Origin of the sequence: Nocardia sp. NPDC020380, from assembly GCF_044386975.1 — a bacterium.
Classification (GTDB): Bacteria; Actinomycetota; Actinomycetes; order Mycobacteriales; family Mycobacteriaceae; genus Nocardia.
In genome coordinates this window covers 517853-541200 of sequence record NZ_JBIRVQ010000002.1, presented here as the reverse complement: position 1 = coordinate 541200, position 23348 = coordinate 517853, and the positions used below count along the sequence as shown (strand labels likewise).

General features: G+C 67.2%; 27 protein-coding genes and 2 tRNA genes. 17 read left to right on the top strand and 12 right to left on the bottom strand.

Annotation, left to right across the window (positions count from 1 at the left end; all coding sequences use genetic code 11):
* The first annotated feature begins 79 nt into the window (after positions 1-79).
* Together ACH438_RS06195 and ACH438_RS06190 are read left to right on the top strand one after the other, a co-directional pair.
* Positions 80-310: a glucose PTS transporter subunit EIIB gene (locus tag ACH438_RS06195; protein ID WP_397001787.1), complete on the top strand. Its 231-nt coding sequence runs from the start codon at positions 80-82 to the stop codon at positions 308-310.
* 5 nt (positions 311-315) lie between these two features.
* Entirely contained in the window at positions 316-765 is a 450-nt protein-coding gene (locus ACH438_RS06190; RefSeq protein ID WP_397001785.1) for a PTS glucose transporter subunit IIA, read from the top strand.
* Between the two features lie 100 nt (positions 766-865).
* On the opposite strand, the gene ACH438_RS06185 is transcribed toward ACH438_RS06190, so the two are convergent.
* A complete protein-coding gene (locus tag ACH438_RS06185) occupies positions 866-1585 on the bottom strand; it encodes a GntR family transcriptional regulator (protein WP_397001783.1) in 720 nt (239 codons plus the stop codon).
* Between the two features lie 41 nt (positions 1586-1626).
* A complete protein-coding gene (locus ACH438_RS06180) occupies positions 1627-1977 on the bottom strand; it encodes a hypothetical protein (RefSeq protein ID WP_397001781.1) in 351 nt (116 codons plus the stop codon).
* 86 nt (positions 1978-2063) lie between these two features.
* Between ACH438_RS06180 and ACH438_RS06175 the strand changes: the two genes are divergently transcribed.
* Positions 2064-3029 (top strand): quinone oxidoreductase family protein, encoded by a 966-nt coding sequence (locus tag ACH438_RS06175; protein WP_397001779.1) that lies wholly within the window; start codon positions 2064-2066, stop codon positions 3027-3029.
* Between the two features lie 71 nt (positions 3030-3100).
* Here ACH438_RS06175 and ACH438_RS06170 read toward each other — a convergent pair whose 3' ends face one another.
* Positions 3101-3511 (bottom strand): hypothetical protein, encoded by a 411-nt coding sequence (locus ACH438_RS06170; protein ID WP_397001777.1) that lies wholly within the window; start codon positions 3509-3511, stop codon positions 3101-3103.
* Positions 3512-3758: 247 nt separating this feature from the next.
* Here ACH438_RS06170 and ACH438_RS06165 point away from each other — a divergent pair, with 247 nt between their 5' ends.
* Together ACH438_RS06165 and ACH438_RS06160 are read left to right on the top strand one after the other, a co-directional pair.
* Positions 3759-5246, top strand: a complete 1488-nt coding sequence (locus ACH438_RS06165) for a hypothetical protein (RefSeq protein WP_397001775.1) — start codon at positions 3759-3761, stop codon at positions 5244-5246.
* An 86-nt stretch (positions 5247-5332) separates the two neighbouring features.
* Positions 5333-5461, top strand: coding sequence for a hypothetical protein (locus ACH438_RS06160; protein ID WP_397001773.1), 129 nt, complete (start codon positions 5333-5335; stop codon positions 5459-5461).
* Between the two features lie 130 nt (positions 5462-5591).
* Here the strand turns inward: ACH438_RS06160 and ACH438_RS06155 are convergent, their stop codons facing one another.
* The gene (locus tag ACH438_RS06155; RefSeq protein ID WP_397001771.1) at positions 5592-6338 is read right to left on the bottom strand and encodes a hypothetical protein; all 747 of its coding nucleotides are present in this window, start codon (positions 6336-6338) and stop codon (positions 5592-5594) included.
* A gap of 135 nt (positions 6339-6473) precedes the next feature.
* Between ACH438_RS06155 and ACH438_RS06150 the strand changes: the two genes are divergently transcribed.
* Positions 6474-6731: a hypothetical protein gene (locus ACH438_RS06150; RefSeq protein ID WP_397001769.1), complete on the top strand. Its 258-nt coding sequence runs from the start codon at positions 6474-6476 to the stop codon at positions 6729-6731.
* On the opposite strand, the gene ACH438_RS06145 is transcribed toward ACH438_RS06150, so the two are convergent.
* The 3 genes from ACH438_RS06145 to ACH438_RS06135 form a co-directional block, all read right to left on the bottom strand.
* Positions 6728-7771 (bottom strand): fatty acid desaturase family protein, encoded by a 1044-nt coding sequence (locus ACH438_RS06145; RefSeq protein WP_397001767.1) that lies wholly within the window; start codon positions 7769-7771, stop codon positions 6728-6730. The two genes, ACH438_RS06150 and ACH438_RS06145, sit on opposite strands and share 4 nt — an antisense overlap.
* A gap of 86 nt (positions 7772-7857) precedes the next feature.
* Positions 7858-8055, bottom strand: a complete 198-nt coding sequence (locus tag ACH438_RS06140) for a DUF397 domain-containing protein (RefSeq protein ID WP_397001765.1) — start codon at positions 8053-8055, stop codon at positions 7858-7860.
* On the bottom strand, positions 8052-8948 hold the full coding sequence (locus ACH438_RS06135) for a helix-turn-helix domain-containing protein (protein WP_397001763.1): 897 nt from the start codon (positions 8946-8948) through the stop codon (positions 8052-8054). The genes ACH438_RS06140 and ACH438_RS06135 overlap by 4 nt, the downstream gene beginning before the upstream one ends.
* A gap of 155 nt (positions 8949-9103) precedes the next feature.
* On the opposite strand from ACH438_RS06135, the gene ACH438_RS06130 reads away from it, so the two are divergent.
* Positions 9104-9394, top strand: coding sequence for a hypothetical protein (locus tag ACH438_RS06130; protein WP_397001760.1), 291 nt, complete (start codon positions 9104-9106; stop codon positions 9392-9394).
* 4 nt (positions 9395-9398) lie between these two features.
* Here ACH438_RS06130 and ACH438_RS06125 read toward each other — a convergent pair whose 3' ends face one another.
* On the bottom strand, positions 9399-10337 hold the full coding sequence (locus ACH438_RS06125) for a heme o synthase (protein WP_397002314.1): 939 nt from the start codon (positions 10335-10337) through the stop codon (positions 9399-9401).
* A gap of 434 nt (positions 10338-10771) precedes the next feature.
* Between ACH438_RS06125 and tkt the strand changes: the two genes are divergently transcribed.
* Genes tkt through pgl form a run of 5 tightly spaced genes read left to right on the top strand, consistent with a single transcriptional unit; the run spans position 10772 to position 17272 of the window.
* Entirely contained in the window at positions 10772-12907 is a 2136-nt protein-coding gene (gene tkt, locus ACH438_RS06120; protein WP_397001758.1) for a transketolase, read from the top strand.
* Between the two features lie 5 nt (positions 12908-12912).
* Positions 12913-14046, top strand: coding sequence for a transaldolase (gene tal, locus ACH438_RS06115; RefSeq protein ID WP_397001756.1), 1134 nt, complete (start codon positions 12913-12915; stop codon positions 14044-14046).
* 20 nt (positions 14047-14066) lie between these two features.
* A complete protein-coding gene (zwf, locus tag ACH438_RS06110; RefSeq protein ID WP_397001754.1) occupies positions 14067-15611 on the top strand; it encodes a glucose-6-phosphate dehydrogenase in 1545 nt (514 codons plus the stop codon).
* 25 nt (positions 15612-15636) lie between these two features.
* A complete protein-coding gene (opcA, locus tag ACH438_RS06105; RefSeq protein ID WP_397001752.1) occupies positions 15637-16545 on the top strand; it encodes a glucose-6-phosphate dehydrogenase assembly protein OpcA in 909 nt (302 codons plus the stop codon).
* On the top strand, positions 16538-17272 hold the full coding sequence (pgl, locus tag ACH438_RS06100; RefSeq protein ID WP_397001750.1) for a 6-phosphogluconolactonase: 735 nt from the start codon (positions 16538-16540) through the stop codon (positions 17270-17272). Before opcA ends, pgl begins: the two co-directional genes overlap by 8 nt.
* Positions 17273-17354: 82 nt before the next feature.
* Here pgl and ACH438_RS06095 read toward each other — a convergent pair whose 3' ends face one another.
* Complete coding sequence (locus ACH438_RS06095) at positions 17355-17909, bottom strand: helix-turn-helix domain-containing protein (protein ID WP_397001748.1); 555 nt, start codon at positions 17907-17909, stop codon at positions 17355-17357.
* A gap of 210 nt (positions 17910-18119) precedes the next feature.
* Here ACH438_RS06095 and ACH438_RS06090 point away from each other — a divergent pair, with 210 nt between their 5' ends.
* The gene (locus ACH438_RS06090; RefSeq protein WP_397001746.1) at positions 18120-18641 is read left to right on the top strand and encodes a hypothetical protein; all 522 of its coding nucleotides are present in this window, start codon (positions 18120-18122) and stop codon (positions 18639-18641) included.
* On the opposite strand, the gene ACH438_RS06085 is transcribed toward ACH438_RS06090, so the two are convergent.
* Positions 18625-19683 carry an Lrp/AsnC family transcriptional regulator gene (locus ACH438_RS06085; protein ID WP_397001744.1) on the bottom strand — a complete coding sequence of 353 codons (1059 nt, stop codon included), beginning with the start codon at positions 19681-19683 and terminating at the stop codon, positions 18625-18627. The genes ACH438_RS06090 and ACH438_RS06085 overlap by 17 nt on opposite strands.
* A gap of 99 nt (positions 19684-19782) precedes the next feature.
* Between ACH438_RS06085 and ACH438_RS06080 the strand changes: the two genes are divergently transcribed.
* From ACH438_RS06080 to ACH438_RS06065, 4 genes are all read left to right on the top strand, one after another.
* Positions 19783-20946 (top strand): alpha-hydroxy-acid oxidizing protein, encoded by a 1164-nt coding sequence (locus tag ACH438_RS06080; RefSeq protein WP_397001742.1) that lies wholly within the window; start codon positions 19783-19785, stop codon positions 20944-20946.
* Positions 20947-21126: 180 nt separating this feature from the next.
* A tRNA-His gene (locus ACH438_RS06075) sits at positions 21127-21203 on the top strand.
* 1 nt (position 21204) lies between these two features.
* A tRNA-Asn gene (locus tag ACH438_RS06070) sits at positions 21205-21276 on the top strand.
* Between the two features lie 48 nt (positions 21277-21324).
* Positions 21325-21837, top strand: coding sequence for an AAA family ATPase (locus ACH438_RS06065; RefSeq protein WP_397001740.1), 513 nt, complete (start codon positions 21325-21327; stop codon positions 21835-21837).
* Here ACH438_RS06065 and ACH438_RS06060 read toward each other — a convergent pair.
* Together ACH438_RS06060 and ACH438_RS06055 are read right to left on the bottom strand one after the other, a co-directional pair.
* Positions 21820-22380, bottom strand: coding sequence for a TetR/AcrR family transcriptional regulator (locus ACH438_RS06060; RefSeq protein ID WP_397001738.1), 561 nt, complete (start codon positions 22378-22380; stop codon positions 21820-21822). The two genes, ACH438_RS06065 and ACH438_RS06060, sit on opposite strands and share 18 nt — an antisense overlap.
* Positions 22381-22488: 108 nt before the next feature.
* On the bottom strand, positions 22489-23313 hold the full coding sequence (locus ACH438_RS06055; RefSeq protein WP_397001736.1) for an alpha/beta fold hydrolase: 825 nt from the start codon (positions 23311-23313) through the stop codon (positions 22489-22491).
* Between the last annotated feature and the right edge of the window lie 35 nt (positions 23314-23348).

The following is a 23348-nucleotide window of genomic DNA, read 5'->3' as shown; positions in this document are numbered from 1 at the left end:
CAGTGAATTGGTGACTGGTTATAACCAGAGATATACTGGTTATAACCAGTTTTGTCTACTCGACACGCACGGAGGAACGATGTCCAAAGCTGATCAGATCGTCGCAGGCCTGGGTGGCGCAGACAACATTGTGGAGGTGGAGGGCTGTATCACCCGCCTGCGCTGCGAAATCAAGGACGCCAACCTGGTCGACGAGAAAGCACTCAAGACCGCCGGCGCGCACGGCGTTGTCAAGATGGGTAACGCCGTACAGGTCGTGGTCGGACCGACGGCCGACGCCCTCGCCGAAGACATCAACGACCTGATCTGACCACCGTGAGCATCGATATCCTGGCGCCCCTGGACGGCACCGCCATTCCCCTGTCCGAAGTCCCCGATCCGGTCTTCGCCGCGGAGATGGTCGGGGCGGGCCTCGCCATCGAACCCGCGGATACGGATGACCAGGTCACCGTGGTCGCCCCCATCTCGGGATCGATCGTGAAACTGCACCCGCACGCCGCCGTCATCGTATCCGATTCCGGTACGGGCGTGCTGCTCCACGTCGGCATCGACACCGTCGGCAAGCCCGAGCTCTTCGAGGTCAAGGCCGCCGAGGGCACGCGGGTCGAGGCCGGCGATCCGCTGGTCGTGTTCTCCCCCAATGCCGTCCGCCGCCTCGGCCTCAGCGCCGCGGTACCGGTGGTCGTGATGGACTCGGCGCCGGGCTCGATCCCGGCCGCCGTCACCGGGCCCGTCACCACGGGCGCGGTGCTCTACTCGGTCTGAGCGCCACCCCGAACCGCATATGGGCAAACGGCGGGCCACCTCCCTCTGGAGGTGGCCCGCCGTTTTGTCAATGAACAGTGGTCACCGGAACCGTTGCGGCTCAGGCGTTCTGACTGTCCTCCGCGGAGACGGTCATGTACACCTGGTAGCGGTCGGAGCGATACCAGGACTGCGCATGCTCCACCGGCCGGTCCCGCGAATACGAGATGCGATCGAAAGCCAGTAGCGGAGAACCGGTTTCGGTGCCCAGCCAACCGGCATTGCGCTCATCGGCCGCCACCGCGCGCACACTCTGCTCGGCGCGATCGATGGGGCAGTCGTATTCCTTGGCGAACAGCGCGTACAGCGACTGCGTCAGATCGCGTTCCAGCAGACCCGGCACCAATTCGGCGCGGTACCAGCCGTCGTCGATGGACATCGGCAGGCCGTCGGCGAGCCGCAATCGCACCAGATGGAAGGCCATCTCATTGGTCGCCAGGCCCAGCGCGGACACCGTGGCCTGCGGCGGCACCGCATGATCCGAATGCAGCACAACGGTGCTCGGCGTGCGGCCCAGGCGGCGCATATCGTCCGAGAACGAGGCCATGTGCAGGCGTGAACGCGCCACCCGCTCCGCCACGAAGGTGCCCTTGCCCGGGACCCGGGTGATGACACCGTCGGCTTCCAGCTGGCCCAGCACTTCCCGCACGGTCATGCGGCTGACCTGATAGTCGTCGCACAGCTGGCGTTCGCTCGGCAACATCTCCCCCGGGCGCAGCGTCGCGCACAGAGTGGTGAGTGCCGAGCGCAGCTGCGCCTGTTTGGTCACGCGGCCGGCCACGGTAATCCTTCGATCCTTATCGACCCCACTTGCGGGCGCGGTCACTTCTCGTTGCGCGCCTTGGGGAATCGGCGCTGATGCGCGACCCACCCGGCCATCTTGGCCCAGTGCCCCTTGCGCGGGGTGACCTTGGAAACCAGCTCGCGGTTCCACTCCTCGGTCTCGGTCAGCCCGTCGACGGCCTCGACCAGCGCCTTGGCGGCCTCGAGATCACCGACGACGCGGTCGCCGAGAATGCCGTCCTCGCCGATCAGGGTGACGCGGACGCCGATACGGCCGATGGGCTGCAGCACCGCGGTGGCCGATCCGCCGTGCTCGGCGACGAAGCCCTTCACGGAATCGACAACGGACGGCGACAACTTCGCTGGTGCCGGGGCGGTGGTAGCGCTCATGAGGTGGAGTTTACCCATCGGTAAAACGGAGTCCATGAGCCGCCGCGTATCTCACACTCCGCAGGCGAAGTGGAAGACTCGGATCCATGCGCGCAATCGAGGTTTCCGAGCACGGCGGTCCCGAAGTCCTGCGGCTCGTGGAGGTCCCGGATCCGACGGTCGGGCCCGGTCAGCTACTGGTCGAGACCGAGGCCATCGGGATCAACTTCATCGACACCTACATTCGCACCGGGCGCTATCCGACGCCGGTGCCCTACATCCCCGGGGCGGAGGGCTCGGGCGTGGTGACCGCCGTGGCGCCGAGCGTCACCGACTTCCAGCCGGGCGATCGGGTCGCGTGGGCGGCCGCGCCGGGCAGCTATGCCGAAAAGGTGCTGGTCTCCGCAGCGGTCGCGATTCCGGTGCCGGACGGGGTGCAGCCGGCGGTGGCGGCTTCGGCGCTGCTGCAGGGCATGACGGCGCACTACCTCATCGAATCCATCTACCGGCCCGAACCGGGCGAGGCGGTGCTGGTGCACGCGGGCGCGGGCGGTGTGGGGCTGATCCTGACCCAGCTGCTGTCCGCGCGCGGAGTCCGCGTCATCACCACGGTCTCCACCGACGAGAAGGAGAAGCTGTCGCGGGACGCGGGGGCCTCCGAGGTGCTGCGCTACGACGACGAGATCGCCACGCGCGTGCGGGAACTCACCGGCGGAGTGGGCGTGGCGGCAGCCTACGACGGCGTCGGCAAGGACACCTTCGAGGCGAGCCTGGCCTCGCTGCGGATCCGCGGAATGCTGGCCTTGTTCGGCGGGGCCAGCGGGCCGGTGCCGCCGTTCGATCTGCAGCGGCTCAATGCCGCGGGATCGCTGTTCGTGACGAGGCCGACGCTGGCGCACTACACCCGCGATCGGGCCGAATTGCTGTGGCGCTCCGGCGATATCATGAACGCCATCGCCGACGGCACGCTGCGCATCCGGGTCGGGGCCAGCTATCCGCTGGCGCAGGCCGAGCAGGCGCACCGGGATCTGGAGGGGCGCAAGACGACCGGCTCCATCGTGCTGCTGCCCTGAGCGGTTCGATCGCGCCGCTGCCCGGGCGCTCCATCGTGGCGCTGCCCCGGGCCGCGGCGAGTCCGCGCCGGCTACGGCGCGGACTCGATATCGCGGCCGGTCAGGCCGCGGTACATGAAACGAGTGAGGGTGTCCACGGCTTCGTCGTCAGTCAGGTCGAGGGCGCCCGCCTCCACCGCCTGCAGCAGTGCGGAGGCCGCCAGGTAGCCGATGGCGTCCACGGAACTGGCCGATTTCACCACCGACGCGGGCGGGGTGTCCGGGCCGGCGATCGGGCGCCCGATGCACCGCTGGCCGACCGGAACGACCGGTCTGTCCGGTTGTTCGATGCGTTCCGCGGACCACATGCCACCCTGCTCGTGTTCGGACCCGATGCGAGCGCCGGCGGGATCGAACTGCCGGGTACCGAGACGCGGGCGGTCCGGGTGCTCACCCCGGAAACCACCTCTGACAACGGCGAACTCATCGATTTCGAAGGTCATGCCCGGCGCGCGTACGATGCTGCGGACGGCACTCGGATCCTTGTCCGACCCGACGGATATGTCGGTTTCGTGGCCCGGTGACCGGCCGGTAGCACGCCCCGGGCGCGGCATCCTCCCGGACCATGCAGAATGATCTTGCTGCCGCGCAAGACGATTCGCCGCGACCTGTCACCGGGACACCGTAAGGTGGTCGCGGCGAAGGGTTGGGCGGCCGGCAGGTAGAAGCATCGGTCAGAGGTGGTCCGGTATGTTGGTGAAGGTTCGTAACGACGACCCATCGCGGCTGTCGAACACCGAGCGCACCGTGGTGAACTGGCTCAAATCGTGGAGCGGGCCGCACGCGGTGCCCGGTATCGCGGTGGTGCAGTGCCAGGATGCCGACGTCGTGGTGTGGACGCCGCAGACCTGCGTGGTCGTCGGGGTGCACGGTTTCACCGAACGTGTCACCGGGACCCTCACCTGCGCTCAGGACGAACCCTGGACCGTCGACGGTAAACCCGCCCCCATCGATGGCGATGCCGACCCGCTCGAACGGGTCCGGCGCCAAACCGTCGATCTGGCCCACCAATTGCGTTCCGCGCCTGGACGCGAGCATGTCCCGGTCAGTGGGCTGGTGCTGCTGGTGCCGCAGCTGGGCAGCCGGGTGAAGCTCGAAAAGGGGCCGCTGCCAGCGGGTATCGATGTTCTGATCGGTGACGGGCCGTCCTCGTTGCGGGCCTACTTCACCAAACTCGCCGAGGGCGCGGACCCGTCCTGGGATGCCGCACAGGTCGGGCAGGCGCTGGGCGCGCTCGGATTCGCCGCCGCGGCAACCTATTCCGATCTGGTCTCGGAGGGCTTCCCGGCGCCGGAGACGGCACGTTCCTCGGCTCCGCCGCTCGCCGCGGCGCCGACCGTGGTGGTGCCGTCGGTTCCGGTGCAACCGGTGCGGCCCGCGACACCGCCTGTCGTGCCGGGTAGTCCGGGCTCGCAGGGAGTACCGGTCGAGAGCACCGGGCGTGATGTTCCTGCCGGACAGCAGGGTTCGTCCCCGGGACGGGCCGCGGCGGCGGGAGCGGTCGCTGGAATCACGGGCGCGGCGGCGGCCGCGGCGGCCTTGCGGGCCGTGGCGGGCACCTCCGAATCACGAGAACACCAGGGCACTCCCCCATCCGGTGCGCCTGTGCCACTGGGTGGATACCAGCAGCCTGCCGCCGCTCCGACAGGGTCCGGCGCTCCGGCGGCCGCACAGCCCGCGGGTCCCGGCCAACCCCCGCAGGGCCGTCTCGGCGGCTACGCGCAATCCCCACAGGGCGGAAGTCCCGCCGGATACGGCCGGCCCGCACCGGGCGGGCCACCGCCCGGCTATGCCCAGGCCCCGCAAGGCGGTTACAGCCAATCGCCCGGCGCAGCCCCGGCCGGGTACGGACAGCCCGCGCAACCCGCTGCGCAGCAAGGCTATTCCGCAGCGCCCGGTCCTGGCTTCCCCACCTGGCAGGAGCGGGAGTCCCCCCGAGGTGGAGGCTCCCGTCGCCGGCGTCGCGATCTGCCGGTCGTACTGGGCCTGGTGGTGGCGGTCCTCGTCCTCATCATCGCGGTGGCCTGCACCGGTCACAGCAGCAGTGGTGGCGGCAACAAGCAGAAGCCCGCGAATCAGACTTCTGTCGAACAGGTCACGACGACCACCTCCGCCGACCCGACCATCCCCTCCACCACCGAAGCCCCCGCCTGCTTCCCGCTACAGCCCTGCAACTGAACAAGATTCGGCCGACGGTCAGCCCCCGCACAGCCCAAATCGCCATCCTGGCCGAAGAACTCTCCCGCCCCCTCACCGTCCTCGCCATGACCGACGAAGAAACCTACGCCGACTACCTGACCCAAATGCCCCAGCCCTACGCCGACGCCTTCATGGACTTCTACTCCCGAGGCACCCTCGACGAATCCACAGTCCCCCCACAATCACCAACCTGACCGGCCGCCCACCCACCACCTACCGCAACTGGATCCGAGCCCACAAGCCCGACCTCGAGTCGTAAACCGGCAAGCCCCCTACCCGTCCCCGACAGCACCCGCGCCCGCTAGGCGAAAGGTTCGGGCCCCCTCACGAATCCGTTGGGAGGGGGCAGGTGGGGAGGGAGTCGGGGTTGGCGCGGAGGTAGCGGAGGCCTTGTTTCATGTAGACGCGGGGGTTGGTGTCGAGGTGTTTGGACCAGTGGGGTTTGGGGTCGCCTCGGAGGTGGGTCCAGCAGGCCAGGGCGTAGCCGAACATGGGGGGTGAGAGGTAGCCGAGGCGGTGGGAGCGCCAGCCTCGGGAGTTTTGGGAGAATTGGAAGGCCGCGTTGGCGTTGAAGACGCCCAGGCCCAGGTAGACGGTTACCAGGTCGGTCAGTTGTTCGCCGTCGTGGCGGTCTCGGGTGATGCGGGCTTCGCCGAGGAGGCGCTCGTGGGCCAACTCGTGGGCGACGGTGGCTATCAGGGTGATGGGTGAGCGCATCTGGTCCATGTCGAGCGACACGACGGCGCGGCCTTGTTCGAGGCGGTAGTGGCCGGCTTCGGCGTGCGAGGTTCCTTCCGGGAACAGGGCGTCGGGCAGAATTGCGCCGTTCGAATGCACTTCCACCACAATGCGATCGCGGCGCACCCCCATGTATCCGCACACCCGGTCGACGAGTGCGCGAATTTCGGGCAAGGTCTCGGGATAGGTGCCGGGGAAGAAATCCGAAGTCGGCATGATCACCGGCGACCGCAGGGTCCTGGGCCCGAACTGCGTGACACACCAGCTCGACATCTCTTCCACCCAGAGCCGCTCCAACTCCCCCACGGGGCAGGACGGCCTGAAAATACCCATGCCGCATTATGTCCGGCGCCGGGCTTCGAGGCGCGCCCTGATTTCGGACGGCGTGGCTGCCCCCAGAAGTCGTGGCAGATTTCCGCGACCGGATCCTCCTAGAGTTCTGTGCGTCATCGACGCTAGGAGATTCCGATGAAATCGCTGCTGCGAACGCAAATTCCACCAGTTCTGGCCGGTTTCCTGATCGCGGGTGCGCTCGCGGTCGGCACCGCACAGGCCGCGCCTGTCGCCCTCGACCCGGGTCAGCCCGCGACGACCGCCGTCGATACCGCTGATTCCGGTTCGGGCGCAACAGGTTCGCTCAGTTCGTCCAACCTCGCGATTCTGCGAGTGCTGATTCTGTGCCCGCTCGGCCTGCTGTCCGGCCAGTCCTGCAATCTGATGCCTTAGGCGCGGAGCGGGACACCGACCTCGTGCAGGTGTCGCAGCGCTTCGCGGTAGGACGTGAGCAACCCGGTTTCGTGGTAGGCCACGCCGATTTCCGCGCAATAGTCGCGGACGATCACTCGGGCGTGGCGCAGGTTCGGGGTCGGCATGCTCGGGAACAGATGGTGTTCGATCTGGTAGTTGAGGCCGCCGAGGGCGAGGTCGGTCAATACACCGCCGCGCACATTGCGGGAGGTCAGCACCTGGCGGCGGAGGTAGTCGGGGCGGTCGTCGCCGGTCAGGGTCGGCATGCCTTTGTGATTCGGGGCGAAGATGCAACCCATGTACAAACCGAACAGGCCCTGGTGAACGGCGAGGAATACCAAGGCTTTATCGGCCGGCAGCACCGCGAACAGCGCGGTCAGGTACATCGCGAAGTGGCCGAACAGCAGTGCGCCCTCCAGGCCACGATGTTTCACTGATCGATTCTTCAGTGCACGCGCGCCGGCCACATGGAGATTCAGCCCCTCCAGCAACAGCAGCGGGAAGAACAGGAACGCCTGCGCCCGCCCGATGAGCCGCGCCACCCCGCGGCTGGCCCGCGCCTGCCGTTGCGACCAGACCAGAATGTCCGGCGCGACATCGGGATCGAGTTCCTCATGGTTCGGATTGGCGTGATGCCGGGTGTGTTTGTCCTGCCACCACCCGTACCCCAGCCCGATACCGGCATTGCCGACGATCCGCCCCACCAGCTCGGTCGGCTGCCGCAGCCGGAAGACCTGCCGGTGCGCGACATCGTGCATGACCAGCGCGACCTGCGCGAACGCCACTGCCATGAACGCCGCCACCAGCAACGTCCACCACGAGTCCCCGATGAGGAAGAACGCCGCCCACCCGGCGACGAACGCGATCCCGACCAGACTGAGCCGGATCGCGTAGTAGACGGGCCGCCGCTCCATCAGTCCCGCCGCGGAGATGCGGCGTAGCAGCCGGGTGTAATCACCGTCGGAATCGCGCCGCGGCGGCCGTGGAGTTGACCCTGATACCAGGGCAGGTGTCGTCATGAACCCGAAGTTATCGGCCGGATTCTAGTTCCCTGTAACCCTTTGGTATGGCATGGAATAGGACTACGGAGTGAGATCCCGGCCGGTCAGATCAGACCGTCTCGCACGCGGGCAGTGAAGGCCCGCCACTGCACCGCGGTAAACACCAGAACGCCGCCGTCCGGCTTCTTGGAGTCGCGGACACCCACCGCATCACCATCGAGAAAGGCGACTTCCACACACTGGCCGCCGGATTCGCTGTAGGTGCTCTTGAACCACCGTGCCCGGGACAGGTCACTGGTCATTCGAACTCCTTTGCCGCCTGCCGGAGCAGGTCTCGTGTTTCGTTCTCGCCCAGGGCGGTACCGCGAATGGCGCACGCCAGCTCATCGTAACGCTGTACATCGTCGGGCTTTTCGAGGTAGACGTCACTGCTGGGCCCGCCCTCGAGATAGACGATCGGCGGTTCGACGATGCGGCCCTTCGCATCCGAGCCGAAGCCGAGCAACACGAACTGGCCGTGCAGGATGCCCCAGGTGATGCCCGCACTGTAAGGGCTGATCCGTATCGTGACGTTGGGCAGCTTGCCGATCTCCGCCAGCTGGCGGAGTTGCACCGCCATGATCCGGCGATCGCCGACGACCCGATACAGCGCGGATTCGTGCAGCAGCACCTCGAGTTCGAGTGGTTCGCTGCGGCGAGTGACCATGCGCTGCCGCTTCATTCGCAGTTCAACCCGCCGGTCGATCGCGTCGGCCGCGTCGTCCCGGTAGAACGCGCTGATGAGAGCACGTGCGTAGTCCCGAGTTTGCACGAGTCCGGGAACCTGCTCGTGGTAGACGATCAGTTGCCGCGCGGCGGATTCCAGTCCGATGTACATATTGAATTCGTCGCTGAACAACCCGCCGAAGGCGTGATACCAGCTTCGTGCCCGAGCCTGCTCCGCCAGTTCCACGGCCTGTCGGGTGTTGGCGGCATCCACGCCGTACACCTCGCACAGCGCACGGACATCCGTCTTCCGGATGCGCTGATTGCGCCCGGCCTCCAGCCGCTGCAGCGCTGACTTCGACAGATCCACGAGCTTGGCCGCGGCGTCGATCGTGAGGCCGTTGGTCTCGCGCTCCTCGCGCAGAAACCGGCCCAATTGCCGCCGGGGCAGGGTGGAGGCGGAGATCTCTTGTTCTTCGGTGCCGTTCATCGGTCCGGTCCTCGTCAGCGAACTCGAATCAAGCGCGTACGTGAGATGGATCCGTTGTAACGCGAACATGGGTCGCGCCGTGGCGAAATGGGTCGATTCGAATCGGGATCCCATTTTCGCTGCGGCCGCGCTCACCGTGCTGCTGTGCTTTCCGCATGGACGATATGCGGGACCTCGAAATCCGCGTCCTGCGCGAGGTTATCGAGGCGGTCGAGGGGATGCTCGATGAGGTGGAGGCGGCGGGTGGGGTGGTCGGTATGCCGCGGAGTGAGGTGTACGCGATCGTCATTCAGGCCGTGATCGCGAGCGCGCGGGCGGGCGGGCACTATGGGTTCGGGAGTTTGGTGCGGGCGCCGTTGCTGGATGCGATTCTGGCGGGCGTCGACGTGGAACCCTGGGATGAGGCGGTTTTCACCGTGCTGATGGGTCAGCTCACCAGCCGGTGAGGTGTCAGCCGAAGAAGGTGTGCCCGAGGGTGTGCCAGCCGAGCACCGAGTCCACCGCGAGCCCGCAGAAGACGACGGCCAGATAGTTGTTGGACTGCAGGAACAGTCGCAGCGGCTTGACCGATTCGCCCTTGCGGACACCGGAATACAGCTGGTGGGCCATGAGCAGGAACCAGGCGCCGGCCACGAGGGCGGTCGCGGCGTAGATGGGTCCGGCGGCGGGAACCAGGGCCAGGGTGGCGAGCACGGTGGCCCAGGTGTAGATGACGATCTGCTTGGTGACCACCTCCTCGGTGGCCACGACCGGGAGCATGGGCACGCCCGCGGCCTTGTAGTCCTCCTTGTACCGCATGGCGAGCGCCCAGGTGTGCGGCGGCGTCCAGAAGAAGATCACCAGGAACAGCACGATGGCGGGCCAGCCGATATTGCCGGTGACCGCCGACCACCCGACCAGTGCGGGCATACAGCCGGCCGCGCCACCCCACACCACGTTCTGCGAGGTGCGGCGCTTGAGACCGAGCGTGTAGACGAAGACGTAGAAAAGAATGGTCACCACGACCAGCGCGCCGGACAGCAGATTGGCCTGCCACCACAGCCACGCGAACGACGCGAGCCCCAGCGTCACGCCGAAGATGAACGCGTTCCGCGTGGGAACCGCCTCGCGGGCCAGCGGCCGCTTGGAGGTCCGCTTCATCACCTTGTCGATATCGGCGTCGGCGACGCAGTTCAAGGTGTTGGCGCTCGCCGCGCCCATCCACCCGCCGAACAGCGTGGCCAGGATCAGCCGGATGTCGATGTGCCCGCGATCGGCCAGCAACATCGTCGGGATGGTGGCGACGAGCAGCAGCTCGATCACCCGGGGTTTGGTGAGCGCGATGTAGGCGAGCACGCGCCGAGCGGCCACGGAAAGCGGTCCGGTGCCCGTGACGCGGTCAGCCAGCATCGTCCCGGAGGAGCCGTGAGCGCCACCCGGCTGTTGCCCAATCCCCACTGTTTCTCCTCGCACGCCGTGCATTATCCGATCCGGTCTGGATAGCAGCGTGCTCTGCCGTTCCCCAGACACAGCCCAGTGCGGCGCGGCGCTACTACTACAGAGCATGGTAGACCCCCGATGAGCGTGCTCCCGACCACGTCCCCTCATGGCGCGCAGCGAGACCGGTTCGCGATGCGTTCTCCGGGTAGTCACGAAGCGGTCAGTGGGAAGCTACGAACAACGACACGGCGACCGGTGAATCCGGGTTCCCGCGTGGGCATGAATCGCCCACCTTTAGGGTGGTGTGTGTATCGGTGCGCCGTGTCGCACCGGGATCAACCGCAGCGAACAACCCGCCGCCCACAACCGCATCGTTTGACGAGAAGGTCAGGAGAACCTCGGTCGTGTCAGTTACCGACGACATCCGCGCGCTCACTCAGCCGAACCACCCCACCGACTGGACCGATCTCGACACCAGAGCCGTTGACACGGCCCGGGTGCTCGCGGCCGATGCCGTGCAGAAGGTGGGTAATGGTCACCCGGGCACCGCAATGAGCTTGGCGCCCTTGGCCTACACCCTCTACCAGCGGGTCATGCGGTTCGATCCGAGTGACCCGGAGTGGGTGGGCCGCGACCGTTTCGTCCTGTCCTGCGGGCATTCCAGCCTGACCCAGTACATCGAGCTGTACCTGGCGGGTATCGGCTTGGAGCTGTCCGACCTCGAGGCCCTGCGCACCTGGGGTTCGCTGACCCCGGGTCACCCGGAGTACCGGCACACCCCGGGCGTGGAGATCACCACCGGCCCGCTGGGTCAGGGTCTGGCCTCGGCGGTCGGTATGGCGATGGCGGCGCGGCGTGAGCGTGGGCTGTTCGATCCCGAAGCGGCACAGGGCGAGTCGGCGTTCGATCACTTCATCTATGTGATCGCGTCCGACGGTGACATCGAGGAGGGCGTCACCTCCGAGGCGTCCTCGCTGGCGGGCACCCAGCAGCTGGGCAACCTGATCCTGTTCTACGACGACAACAAGATCTCCATCGAGGACGACACCCGCATCGCCCTCACCGAGGACACCGCCGCGCGCTACCGCGCCTACGGCTGGCACGTGCAGTACGTCGAGGGCGGCGAGAACGTGACCGGCATCGAAGAGGCCATCGCGGCGGCCCAGGCGGTCACCGACAAGCCGTCGATCATCGTGTTGCGCACCATCATCGGCTACCCGGCCCCGAACAAGATGAACAGCGGCAGCGCGCACGGCGCGGCGCTGGGCGCGGACGAGGTCGCGGCCACCAAGAAGATCCTGGGCTTCGACCCGGAGAAGTCGTTCGATGTCGCCCCCGAGGTGATCGAGCACACCCGCCGGAACGCCGCCGATCGTGGCGCGGCCGCCCGCAAGACCTGGAACGACCGGTTCGACGCGTGGGCCCAGGCCAACCCGGAGAACAAGGCGCTGTTCGACCGCCTGCAGGAGCGTCGCCTGCCGTCCGGCTGGGCCGAGGTGCTGCCGGCCCACGAGAAGGCCACCTCCACCCGTAAGGCGTCCGGCGCCGTGCTGGCCGCGCTCGCGCCGGTGCTGCCGGAGCTGTGGGGCGGTTCGGCCGACCTGGCCGAGTCCAACAACACCACCATGCCGAACCAGCCGTCCTTCGGCCCGGAGTCCATCTCCACGGGCATGTGGAAGGCGAACCCGTACGGCCGCACCCTGCACTTCGGTGTGCGTGAACACGCCATGGGCGCGATCCTGAACGGCATCGCCCTGCACGGCCCGACCCGTCCGTACGGCGGCACCTTCCTGGTGTTCTCCGATTACATGCGTGGTTCGGTGCGACTGGGCGCGGTCATGCGCACCCCGGTCGTCTACGTGTGGACGCACGACTCCATCGGCCTCGGCGAGGACGGCCCGACGCATCAGCCGATCGAGCACCTGGCCGCGCTGCGCGCGATCCCGGGCCTGAACGTGGTGCGCCCGGGTGACGCCAACGAGACCACCTACGCGTGGCGCACGATCCTGGAACGCGATTCGGCCGAACGGCATTCGCATTTCCTGGTGTCGGAGCCCGCGCATCAGGACGGTCCGTCGGCGCTGGCGCTGACCCGTCAGGATCTGCCGATCCAGGAGGGCACCAGCTACGAGGGTGTCGCCAAGGGCGGTTACGTCCTGGCCGAATCCTCCACGGCCACACCGCAGGTGATCTTGATTGCCACCGGTTCGGAACTCCAGCTCGCGACCGAGGCCCGCGCTACGCTCGAGGCACAGGGCGTCGGCACCCGCGTGGTGTCCATGCCGTGTGTGGAGTGGTTCGACGCTCAGGAGCAGTCCTACCGTGAGTCCGTGCTGCCGCCGTCGGTGAAGGCGCGAGTTTCGGTGGAAGCCGGAATTTCGATGCCGTGGCACCGGTTCGTCGGTGATGCGGGTGAAACCGTGTCCATCGAGCACTTCGGTGCCTCGGCCGACTACAAGACGCTGTTCCGCGAGTTCGGTATCACCGCCGATGCCGTCGTCACTGCTGCCACCCGCTCGCTTAACAAGGTGAAGGGATAGCCTCCATGACCCAGAACACGAACACCGCGGCACTGTCCGCCGCAGGGGTTTCGGTGTGGCTGGACGACCTGTCGCGGGATCGCATCAAGTCCGGAAATCTCCAGGGCCTGATCGATACTCGCAATGTCGTCGGTGTCACCACCAACCCGACCATTTTCCAGGGCGCTCTCTCGCAGGGCCACTCCTACGACGAGCAGCTGCGTGAGCTGTCCGCTCGCGGCGCGGACGCCGATGCGGCCGTACGCACCATCACCACCGATGACGTGCGCGCGGCGTGCGATGTCTTCGCCCCGGTCTTCGAGGCCAGCGGCGGCACCGACGGCCGCGTGTCCATCGAGGTGGATCCGCGCCTGGCCTTCGACGAGGACGGCACGGTCAAGCAGGCGATCGAACTGTGGAAGATCGTCGACCGCCCCAACCTGTTCATCAAGATTCCCGCCACCGAGGCCGGCCTGCCCGCCATCTCGCGGGTGATCGCCGAGGGCATCAGCGTGAACGTCACCCTGATCTTCTCGGTGGAACGCCACATCGCGGTCATGGGCGCCTACCTGGACGGCCTGCGCAGCGCGCACACCGCCGGGCACGATCTGGCCAAGATCCATTCCGTCGCTTCGTTCTTCGTGTCCCGGGTGGACACCGAGATCGACAAGCGGCTGGAGGCCATCGGCACCGACGCGGCGCTGGCGCTGCGTGGTAAGGCCGGAGTCGCCAACGCGCACTTGGCCTATGCGGCCTACCAGGACGTATTCGACGGCGGCAAGCACACTTCCACGTACGCGCTGTTGTTCTCGCAGGGCAGCGCCAACCGGCAGCGGCCGCTGTGGGCGTCGACCGGTGTGAAGAACCCGGACTACTCCGACACCATGTACGTCACCGAGCTGGTGGCGCCGAACACGGTGAACACGCTGCCGGAGAAGACCCTGCAGGCCGTCGCGGATCACGGCGTGATCGTGCCGGACGCGGCGGTGGGCAAGGGAGCCGAGGCGCAGGCGATCTTCGATCAGCTGACCGCCGTGGGCATCGACCTGGCCGACGTGTTCGGTGTGCTCGAGACCGAGGGCGTCGACAAGTTCGTGAAGTCCTGGGAAGAGCTGCTCGTCGCCACCACGGAGTCGCTGAAGGCGGCGGGAGGCAACTGACAGTGACCGGCGAGGCGAAAATGGTCACGACGGGGAACCCGCTCCGCGATGGGCGGGACAGCCGGGTTCCCCGCATCGCGGGACCGTGCAGCTTGGTGATATTCGGCGTAACCGGTGACCTGTCGCGGCGCAAAGTGCTGCCGGCCATCTACGATCTGGCGAATCGGGGGCTGCTGCCTCCGGGATTCTCGCTGGTCGGTTTCGCCCGCCGGGATATGAGCGACGACGAATTCGCGGCCCTCGTGCACGAGTCCGTGAGTTCGTCGGCGCGCACCCCGTTCCGGGACGAGGTGTGGCAGCAGCTGAAGGAGGGATTGCGTTTCGTCCGCGGCACGTTCGAGGACGACGAATCCTTCCACAAGCTCGCGACCACGCTGAAGGATCTGGATCGGGATCGCGGGACGGGCGGCAATACCGCCTTCTACCTGTCGATTCCGCCCGGCGAGTTCCCGACCGTGCTGGAGCAGTTGTCCGAGAACGGTCTGGCGCAGCCCGCGGATTCGCCTGCGGGACAGCCGAAGTCGTGGCGGCGCGTGGTGATCGAGAAGCCCTTCGGGCATGATCTGCAGAGCGCGCAGGAGCTGAACGCCCTGGTGAACACGGTGTTCCCGGAACGTTCGGTCTTCCGGATCGACCACTACCTGGGTAAGGAGACGGTCCAGAACATTCTGGCGCTGCGCTTCGCCAACCAGCTGTGGGATCCGATCTGGAACGCCAACTATGTCGACCATGTGCAGATCACCATGGCCGAGGACATCGGATTGGGCGGCCGCGCAGGCTATTACGACGGCATCGGCGCGGCCCGCGACGTCATCCAGAACCACCTGATCCAGCTGCTCGCGCTGACGGCGATGGAAGAACCGGTCAGCTTCCAGCCCAAGCAGCTGCAAATCGAGAAGATCAAGGTGCTCTCGGCGACGAAACTCGTTGCGCCCCTTGACGAGACGACGGCGCGCGGGCAATACACCGCGGGCTGGCAGGGCAGCGAGCCGGTGGTGGGCCTCGCACAGGAAGAGGGTTTCGACCCGAATTCCCGCACCGAGACCTACGCCGCCATCACCCTCGCCGTGGAGACGCGGCGCTGGGCCGGTGTCCCGTTCTATCTGCGCACCGGAAAACGCCTGGGCCGCCGCGTCACCGAGATCGCGGTCGTGTTCAAGCGCGCCCCGCACCTGCCGTTCGACCAGACCATGACCGAGGAACTCGGGCAGAACGCGCTGGTCATCCGGGTGCAGCCGGACGAGGGCATCACCATGCGATTCGGGTCCAAGGTGCCCGGATCGTCCATGGAGGTCCGCGACGTGAACATGGACTTCAGCTACGGCGAGGCGTTCACCGAGGACTCCCCCGAGGCGTACGAGCGGCTCATCCTGGACGTGCTGCTGGGTATGCCGTCGTTGTTCCCGGTCAACGAGGAGGTCGAATTGGCCTGGCGCATCCTCGATCCCGCGCTCGAGCGCTGGGCGGAGACCGGTAAGCCGGATCCGTACGAGGCGGGCACCTGGGGCCCGGAATCCGCCGATGAGATGCTCGCGCGCAGCGGGCGGGAATGGCGGCGACCATGACCACACCCACCCAGGAGCCCACCCGATGATCATCGACATGCCCGACACCCACACCAACGAGGTGTCGAAACGCCTGGTGCAGTTGCGCGAGAGCAATGGCGTGGTCACCGTGGGCCGGGTGCTCACGCTGGTGGTGTGCACCCTGGACAGCTCCGAGGCGGAGGAGGCCATCGACGCGGCCAACGACGCCAGCCGCGAACATCCCTGCCGTGTCATAGTGCTCGCGCGCGGTGACCGCAATGCCGAAACCCGGCTGGACGCGCAGATCCGCGTCGGCGGGGACGCGGGCGCGGCCGAGGTGATAGTGCTCCGGCTGCAGGGTGACCTGGTGCTGCACGAGAGCAGCGTGGTGATCCCGTTCCTGCTGCCCGACACCCCCGTGGTGGCGTGGTGGCCGCGGGGCGCCCCGGAGTTCCCGTCCAAGGATGCGGTGGGGCGCTTGGCGACCCGCCGCATCACCGATGCGACCTTCGCGCCGAATCCGCAGGACACCATCAAGGGCCGGCGGCATTCGTACGCGCCCGGCGATACGGATCTGGCGTGGAGCCGGGTCACGTACTGGCGGGCCCTGCTGGCCGCCGCGCTCGACGAGGCGCCCTTCGAAGGCGTTGAGTCCGTGACGGTTTCGGGTCTGCGGGACGAGCCGGCCCTCGATATGCTGGCGGGATGGCTGGCCGCGCGACTGGAGTGCCCGGTGGTGCGCCGGACCGGTGAACTGAAGGTGGAGATGGTGCGCCCCACGGTGTCCATCGCCATCTCCCGCCCGCAGCACGGCCGCACCGCGACCCTGAAGCGCAGCGGTGAACCGGATCAGCGCTTCGCCCTGGCTCGCCGGGAGACCAAGGACTGCCTGGCCGAAGAGCTGCGCCACTTGGACGCCGACGATATCTACGCCGAGGCGCTGACCGGAATCGAAAGGGTCACCTATGAGTAAGTCCGCCGTCGAAACCTTCTCCGGCACCGAGGAACTCGTGCGCGCGGCCGCCGCGCGGTTCGTCACCGAGGTGGTGGAGGCGCAGCGCTTACGCGGGTCCGCATCGGTCGTGCTGACCGGCGGCGGCACCGGCATCGGGCTGCTCGAATGGGTGCGCAAGGCGCCGGGCGACATCGACTGGGCGAACCTCGACGTGTTCTGGGGTGACGAGCGGTTCCTGCCGGTCGGCGACCCGGAACGCAATGAACTGCAGGCGCGTCAGGCGCTGCTCGATCATGTGCCGGTCGATCCGGCGCGGGTGCATCCGGCCGAGCCGTCCAGCGGCGACTACCCGGATCCGCTGGAGGCCGCGGGCGAGTACTCGGCGACCGTGCACGCGTACCTGGCCGAGCACGGCGCGTTCGACCTGCACCTGCTGGGCATGGGCGGTGAGGGGCATATCAATTCGCTGTTCCCGCACACGGATGCCACCCGCGAAGAGCACGAACTCGTGGTGGCGGAGACGCATTCGCCCAAGCCGCCGGCCGTGCGTGTCACGCTGACGCTGCCGGCGATCCGGAAGTCGCGGCATGTGGTGCTGGTGGTCTCGGGTGAGGCCAAGGCCGCCGCGGTGGCGGCTGCGCTGAATGGTGCGTCGCCGCTGGATATTCCGGCCGCGGGCGCCATCGGCAGTGAATCCACCACGTGGCTGCTGGACGAGTCCGCGGCGGCGGATCTGCCGCACTGATTCACCTCTTTGTAAAGGGCGGGCTGTTCGTATGAACAGCCCGCCCTTTGCATTTCGCCCGGGACCGGATCGGCTCTGTGGTCTACGGGGCCAGTCCGCGACGCAATAGCTCCCAGGCGCGGGCCGCGAGTTCCGGGCGGGTGGCGGCGTCGGCGTGGGCGAGCAGCGAGGCGAGCAGGGCCAGGGCGAGGACGAGTTCGTCGGCGGTGAGATCGGCGCGCCAGCGGGTCGTGGGGCGATCGGCGTCGAGTGTGGCCGCGAGCAGGGCGCGGAGGCGATCGGCGAGGCTCAGCATTCTCGGGTCGGTCACCGAGGGGTCGAGGTCGGCGATCACCGCCGTGACCGCGGTCAGTTGCTCGATGACTCGGGTGAGGATGTCCTCGAGGGTGATCTCCGGGTTCGCGGCGAAGGCTTCCAGGCCGGTGATGTTGTCCTCGAAGACGGCCAGCGCCAGGCTTTCCCGGTCCGGGAAGTGGCGGTAGAGGCTGCCCTGTCCGACGCCGGCGCGGCGGGCGACCAGGCTCAGCGGGGCGTGGAAGCCGATCTCGGTGAAGGTGTCGCGGGCGGCGGCGATGAGTGCCGCGCGGTTGTCGGCGGCCGCTCCCGGGCCACGATTCACTCGACGTTCTTCACTCATGGGACTACCGTAGCAACCGGACAGTATTGTCCGGTTGGTTTGCGAAATTCACGGTTCGAGGAGTTGAGATCGATTGAGTACTGACACGTTCGAGGGCAGAGTCGCCCTCGTCAGGAGGTGTGCAAGCTACTGGACCCGGACAGGTTCACCTGCCTCGAGCCGGATTGGCCGACATCCATTGGCCCGGAGCCGAATATGTGGGGTTCCTCGATGGACTTCGCGCTGCGCCGCGGAGTCGCCGCTGCGGTGAAGGCATTACAGGATTCGCCGAATACCTGTGGGTTGCTGAGTTATTCGCTGGGCGGGATCGTGGCGAGCCTGATTCTGGAGGGTGCGCGAGCCGGGGTCTACACGAACATCGACGATTCACCGCTGGACATCGCGTTCGCGGTGAACATCGCCAACCCGCTGCGGCAGGCCGGGGAATCGGTCGGGAATCTCTGCCCGGCAAAGAGTTTCGGGCTGCACGGGCAGCGCGGACACTGGCCGGTCGCGGTCGATGTGCGCGAGTACGCCAACCCGCACGACATCATCACCTGCACCCCCGCCGATTCACCCTTGCGCGTACTCGATCCCGCGCTCTCGCCGTTCGCCCTGCTGGAGGGCGCGCGGATCGGCACGCTCGCACCGCAACCGGACAGTCAGCACATGCTGTACGCCAGTCACACCATGCCGGGCGCCGACGTGCCCTGGACCACGCACGCCGCCGACTACCTCAATACGAATTACTGACCGCCGGAACGGTTTCCGACCAGATATCCGGCGGCACCACCGACACGGCCCGGCCGTGCCCGTCCAGGATGCGGCCGAGCATCTTCTCGTGCCGCAGGGTGATCACCCGCTCGGAGACGGTGAACTCGGGATGCATGGTGGCGAGCTCGTTCTCGAAGCGCGTCACCTCGGCCACCGAATGCAGGTTGGCCTGCACGGCGAGATTGTGGGTGCCACTGACGGCGGCGCAATTACGGGTCTGCGGTAGGCGGATGAGGGCATAGCCGATCTCCGGCAGGGCGGCGGTCGGGGCGGTCGCCCAGAAGGTGACGGCGACCGGCCAGCCACCGAGGGGGCGCGCGAAATCGCAGCGGAATCCGAGCACGCCCAGGCGGGTGAGTTCGTCGATGCGGCGTTTGACCGTGGAACCGCTGATGTCCAGGGCGGCGGCGAGGGTGCGGTGGGCGGCGCGGCCGTCGAAGTAGAGCTGTTCGAACATGGCCCGGTCCAGGGCGGTGACGCGGCGCCGGCCCGCATCGGCGGGTGCGGCGGTAGCCGGGGTGCGCAGCCGGTCGCGCTGGCCGGGGGCGAGCGCGTCGATGCGCCAGCTGCCGCCCTCGGCGAACCAGTGCGTGACGATATGGGCGCGCACGGCGGTGATGTGCGGGACGGCCGGCAGTACGTCGAGGGTGTAGCGGGACATCTGGTCGAAATCGCGGGTCGCCACGGTGGCGAGGATTCGGTTGCTGCCGCCCGCGCGTTCCAGGGTCAGCATGTGCGGATGCGCGGCGAGGGCGCGCACGACGGCGGCGGTTTCGCCTGCGGCACAGTCGATATCGACGTAGGCGGCGCAGACGTGATCGAACAGGGCGGGGCCCGGGGAGACGCAGACCCAGGCCTCGCCGCGCTGTTCCAGGCGTTGCCAGCGGCGGGCGACGGTGACCGGGTCGACGTCGAGGACGCGGCCGAGTTCGGTCCAGGAGGCGCGGGGGCGGAGTTGCAGCGCATTGATGAGGGCGAGGTCGTCCTCGCCGAGCATCTTGGCATCATCCTGCATGTGCATCTATCTCCGTGACGATATCCTGCGATCCGGCAGGTCCGGATGCCAAGTCTCGCACAATGGAGTGGGCGCCGACAGGGGCGCGACGAACGGAGGACGGTCATGGCATTCGGGGATTTCCAGAACGAGATCTATTTCCAGGGGCTGCGCGGTGTGGTCCCGGCGTTCCCGGTGAATCACGCCGAACTGGTCGAGCGGGCGCAGTCGGCGATGCCGCCGTCGGTGTGGTCGTATGTCGCGGGCGGTGCGGGTGATGAGCGCACCCAGAACGCGAACCGGACCGCCTTCGACCAGTGGGGGCTGGTGCCGCGCATGTTCGTGGGCGCGGCGCAGCGGGATCTAACGGTGGATCTGTTCGGAATGACTTTGCCCGCACCGGTTTTCATGGCTCCGGTCGGCGTGATCGGCCTGTGCGCGCAGGACGGTCACGGCGATCTCGCGACCGCGCGCGCCGCAGCACGTACGGGCGTCCCGATGGTGGCTTCGACGCTGACGGTGGACCCCCTCGAAGATGTCGCCGCCGAATTCGGTGACACCCCAGGCTTTTTCCAGCTCTACACCCCCACCGACCGCGACCTGGCCGCCAGCCTCGTCGCCCGCGCCGAACAGGCCGGCTTCAAGGGCATCGTCGTCACCCTCGACACCTGGGTCACCGGTTGGCGCCCCCGCGACCTGGCCACCGCCAACTTCCCCCAACTCCGCGGCCACTGCCTCACCAACTACTTCACCGACCCCGTCTTCCGCGCGAGCCTCGCGAAATCCCCCGAAGAAGACCCCCAGTCCGCGATCCTCCGCTGGATCCAGGTCTTCGGCAACCCCCTCACCTGGGCCGACCTCCCCTGGCTCCGCTCCCTCACCAAGCTCCCCCTCATCGTGAAGGGCATCGGCCACCCCGACGACGCCCGCCGCGCCCGCGACGCCGGCGTAGACGGCATCTACTGCTCCAACCATGGTGGCCGCCAAGCCAACGGCGGCCTCCCCGCCCTCGACATGCTCCCCGACGTAGTAGCCGCCGCCGAAGGCCTCCCAGTCCTCTTCGACTCCGGCATCCGCACCGGCGCCGACATCATCAAGGCCTTGGCCCTAGGCGCCACAGCCGTAGGCATCGGCCGCCCTTACGCGTACGGCTGCGCCCTAGGCGGCACAGACGGCATCGTCCACGTCCTCCGCACCCTCCTGGCCGAAGCCGACCTCATCATGGCGGTAGACGGCTACCCCACCCTCAAAGACCTGACCCCCGAATCCCTCCGCCGCGTGTCGGCCTGACACCCGGCAAATTCCTCCCCGGAAAATAAGTTGCAGCCCCCTCGCCATTCCTGCGAATGTTGTTTCACCGCAAGCTCACCAGAGCAGCGGGAATGGAAGGTTCCAGCCCGAGGGGGCCAGCCGGTCTTGAAAACCGGAGGGACGTATCAGCGTTGGGGTTCGAATCCGACCACCGCCACGGTGATCGAGGCCGAATAGGACGAGGCACCGGATCGTGATTCCGGAGAAAGCGGGTTCAAGCCCCGCCGATCACCCCAATGGCTTGTAGCTCAACGGCAGAGCAGCGCCCTGTTAAGGCGTCGGTTCCAGGTTCGAATCCCGGCAAGCCAGCAAGATTATGTAATTCGAGGACCACTGGCGGCGCAGTAGAGTACCCGTGTGAGCGTGCTGGTTGTGATTCGCGGTAACTCCGGCTCGGGTAAATCGACGGCGGCTCGCGGCGTGCAAGAGCGGTTTCCTCGCGCCAAATGCCTTGTTGTGTCGCAGGATGCGGTCAGGCGGCACATGTTGAGGGAGAGCGATATCCCGGCTGGGGTAAACATTGATCTCATCGAGCACATCGCCGCATTCGGGCTGGCTCGCGGTTCGACTGTGATCGTGGAGGGCATCCTCGACGCTGATCGCTATGGCGAAATGCTCGAACGGATCAGTGGGATGGCGGCGCACGCACTGTTTTACAGCTTTGACCTGGCGTTCGAGGAGACCCTGCTGCGGCATGCTGGGCGGCCGCAGGCGGAGGAGTTCTCGTCGGAGCAGATGGCGGAGTGGTATCACGGGTGGCAGGGGCTGGGGTTTGTGGATGAGGTTCGTATCGGGGGCGATTGGGGAATGGGCGCCGTTGTCGAGCGTATTTACGGCGATGTCGTTGGGTGTTCAGGGGTGGCCCAGTAGGCCGGTTACTAGGGCGCGGATTCCGGGGGTGGGGTTGTAATCGGGGTCTGGCCAGGTTATTTGGTGGAGGATGGCGCCGTCTGTGTGGTCGAGGAGGATGTGGCAGTGGGCGGCGGGGGCTGGGGAGCCTAGGGATTGGAGCCAGGGGGTTATCCAGGTGGTGATGGTTTGGCGGGCTGCGGTGAGGGGGGCTCGGAGGTCTGGGTTGGTGGCTGCTTCCAGGAAGAGGGCGTAGCGGGCTGTGGTGCGGCTGCGGCCTGGGCCCAGGGCGTGGCGGATTACGCCGGACATCGTTTCGATGAGGGCTTCGGGGGTGGTGGGTTGGAGGATGCCGCCTACTGCTCGCCAGTCGCGCTCGTCCAGGTCTACGAGGTGGGTGACTATGCCCAGGAGGAGGGCGTTGCGGGTGCGGAAGGAGTTGGAGGCGGTGCCGGCGGGGACTGAGGCTGCCTTGTCGACAGCTTGGAAGGTCAGGCCGCGTAGGCCTTCGGTGGCCATGACTTCTATGGCCGCGTCCAGGACTTGCTCGCGCCTGCGGGGCATTTCGACTCCTTCACTACATCTCTAGTGTTTTTTACTACGTTTATAGTGTTAGCATGGCGCGTGGCAGCAGGGTCAGCTGCCACGCGTTCAGGAGTCTTCATGTCGGTGTCATCCGTTGCCAGTTTGCCGAGGGGGCACAAGACGATGCTCCTCACGCATCGCGCTATGGTGCGCGACCTCGATCGGGTCGAGCGCACTGCGCGGGAGTTGGCGGGGGCGCCGAATCCGGTGCGGGCCAACGCACTCAGCCGCTATCTGGACAAGCTCGGGTTCGTGATCCAGCGAATGCTCGTCGATGGCGGCCGGATTGCGGGCCTGGCGAGTGAACAACCAGTCGATCAGCAGTCGGATGCGGCCGTCGCCGAGCAGGAGTTCCGGCAGTTCCTGCACCTGATTGAAGGCGAACCACCACAGGAACGAGCGGTCACCGGCCTCGATCACCGAATCCACGTGCTGGTCGGCTTCGGGCAGCAGGCCGAACCGTGGCCAGCCTTCATCGGGGTGCGGAACATCCAGCAGCGCAATCTTTTCCGTGGCGCCGGGGTAGTTGGCCGCGTACGCGTAGGCCACCATGGCGCCGATATCGTGGCCGGCGATGCTCACCGACGCCAATCCCAGATGCGTGACCAGGGCGCGAATATCGGCGGCCATGGTCTTCTTGTCGTAGCCAGCGGCCGGCTTGCCCGAGCCGCCCATCCCCCGCAGGTCGACCGCGATCACCCGATACCGTTGCGCCAGAGCGGGCATCACCTTGTGCCACTGCCACCACGTCTGCGGCCAGCCGCCCAGCAGGAGCAGCGGCGCGCCCGCACCCCCGTCGACGTAGTGCAGACGGACACCGCCGACCTCGGCGAGACGGCTGGTGAACCCGCCCGGCAAGGATGCGGCAAGGCTTGCGTCGGACAGCATTTCGGGCACGCTCGTGCTGGTCATGCGGTCTCCTCACACTATCGCTGAACCGAGCTGTA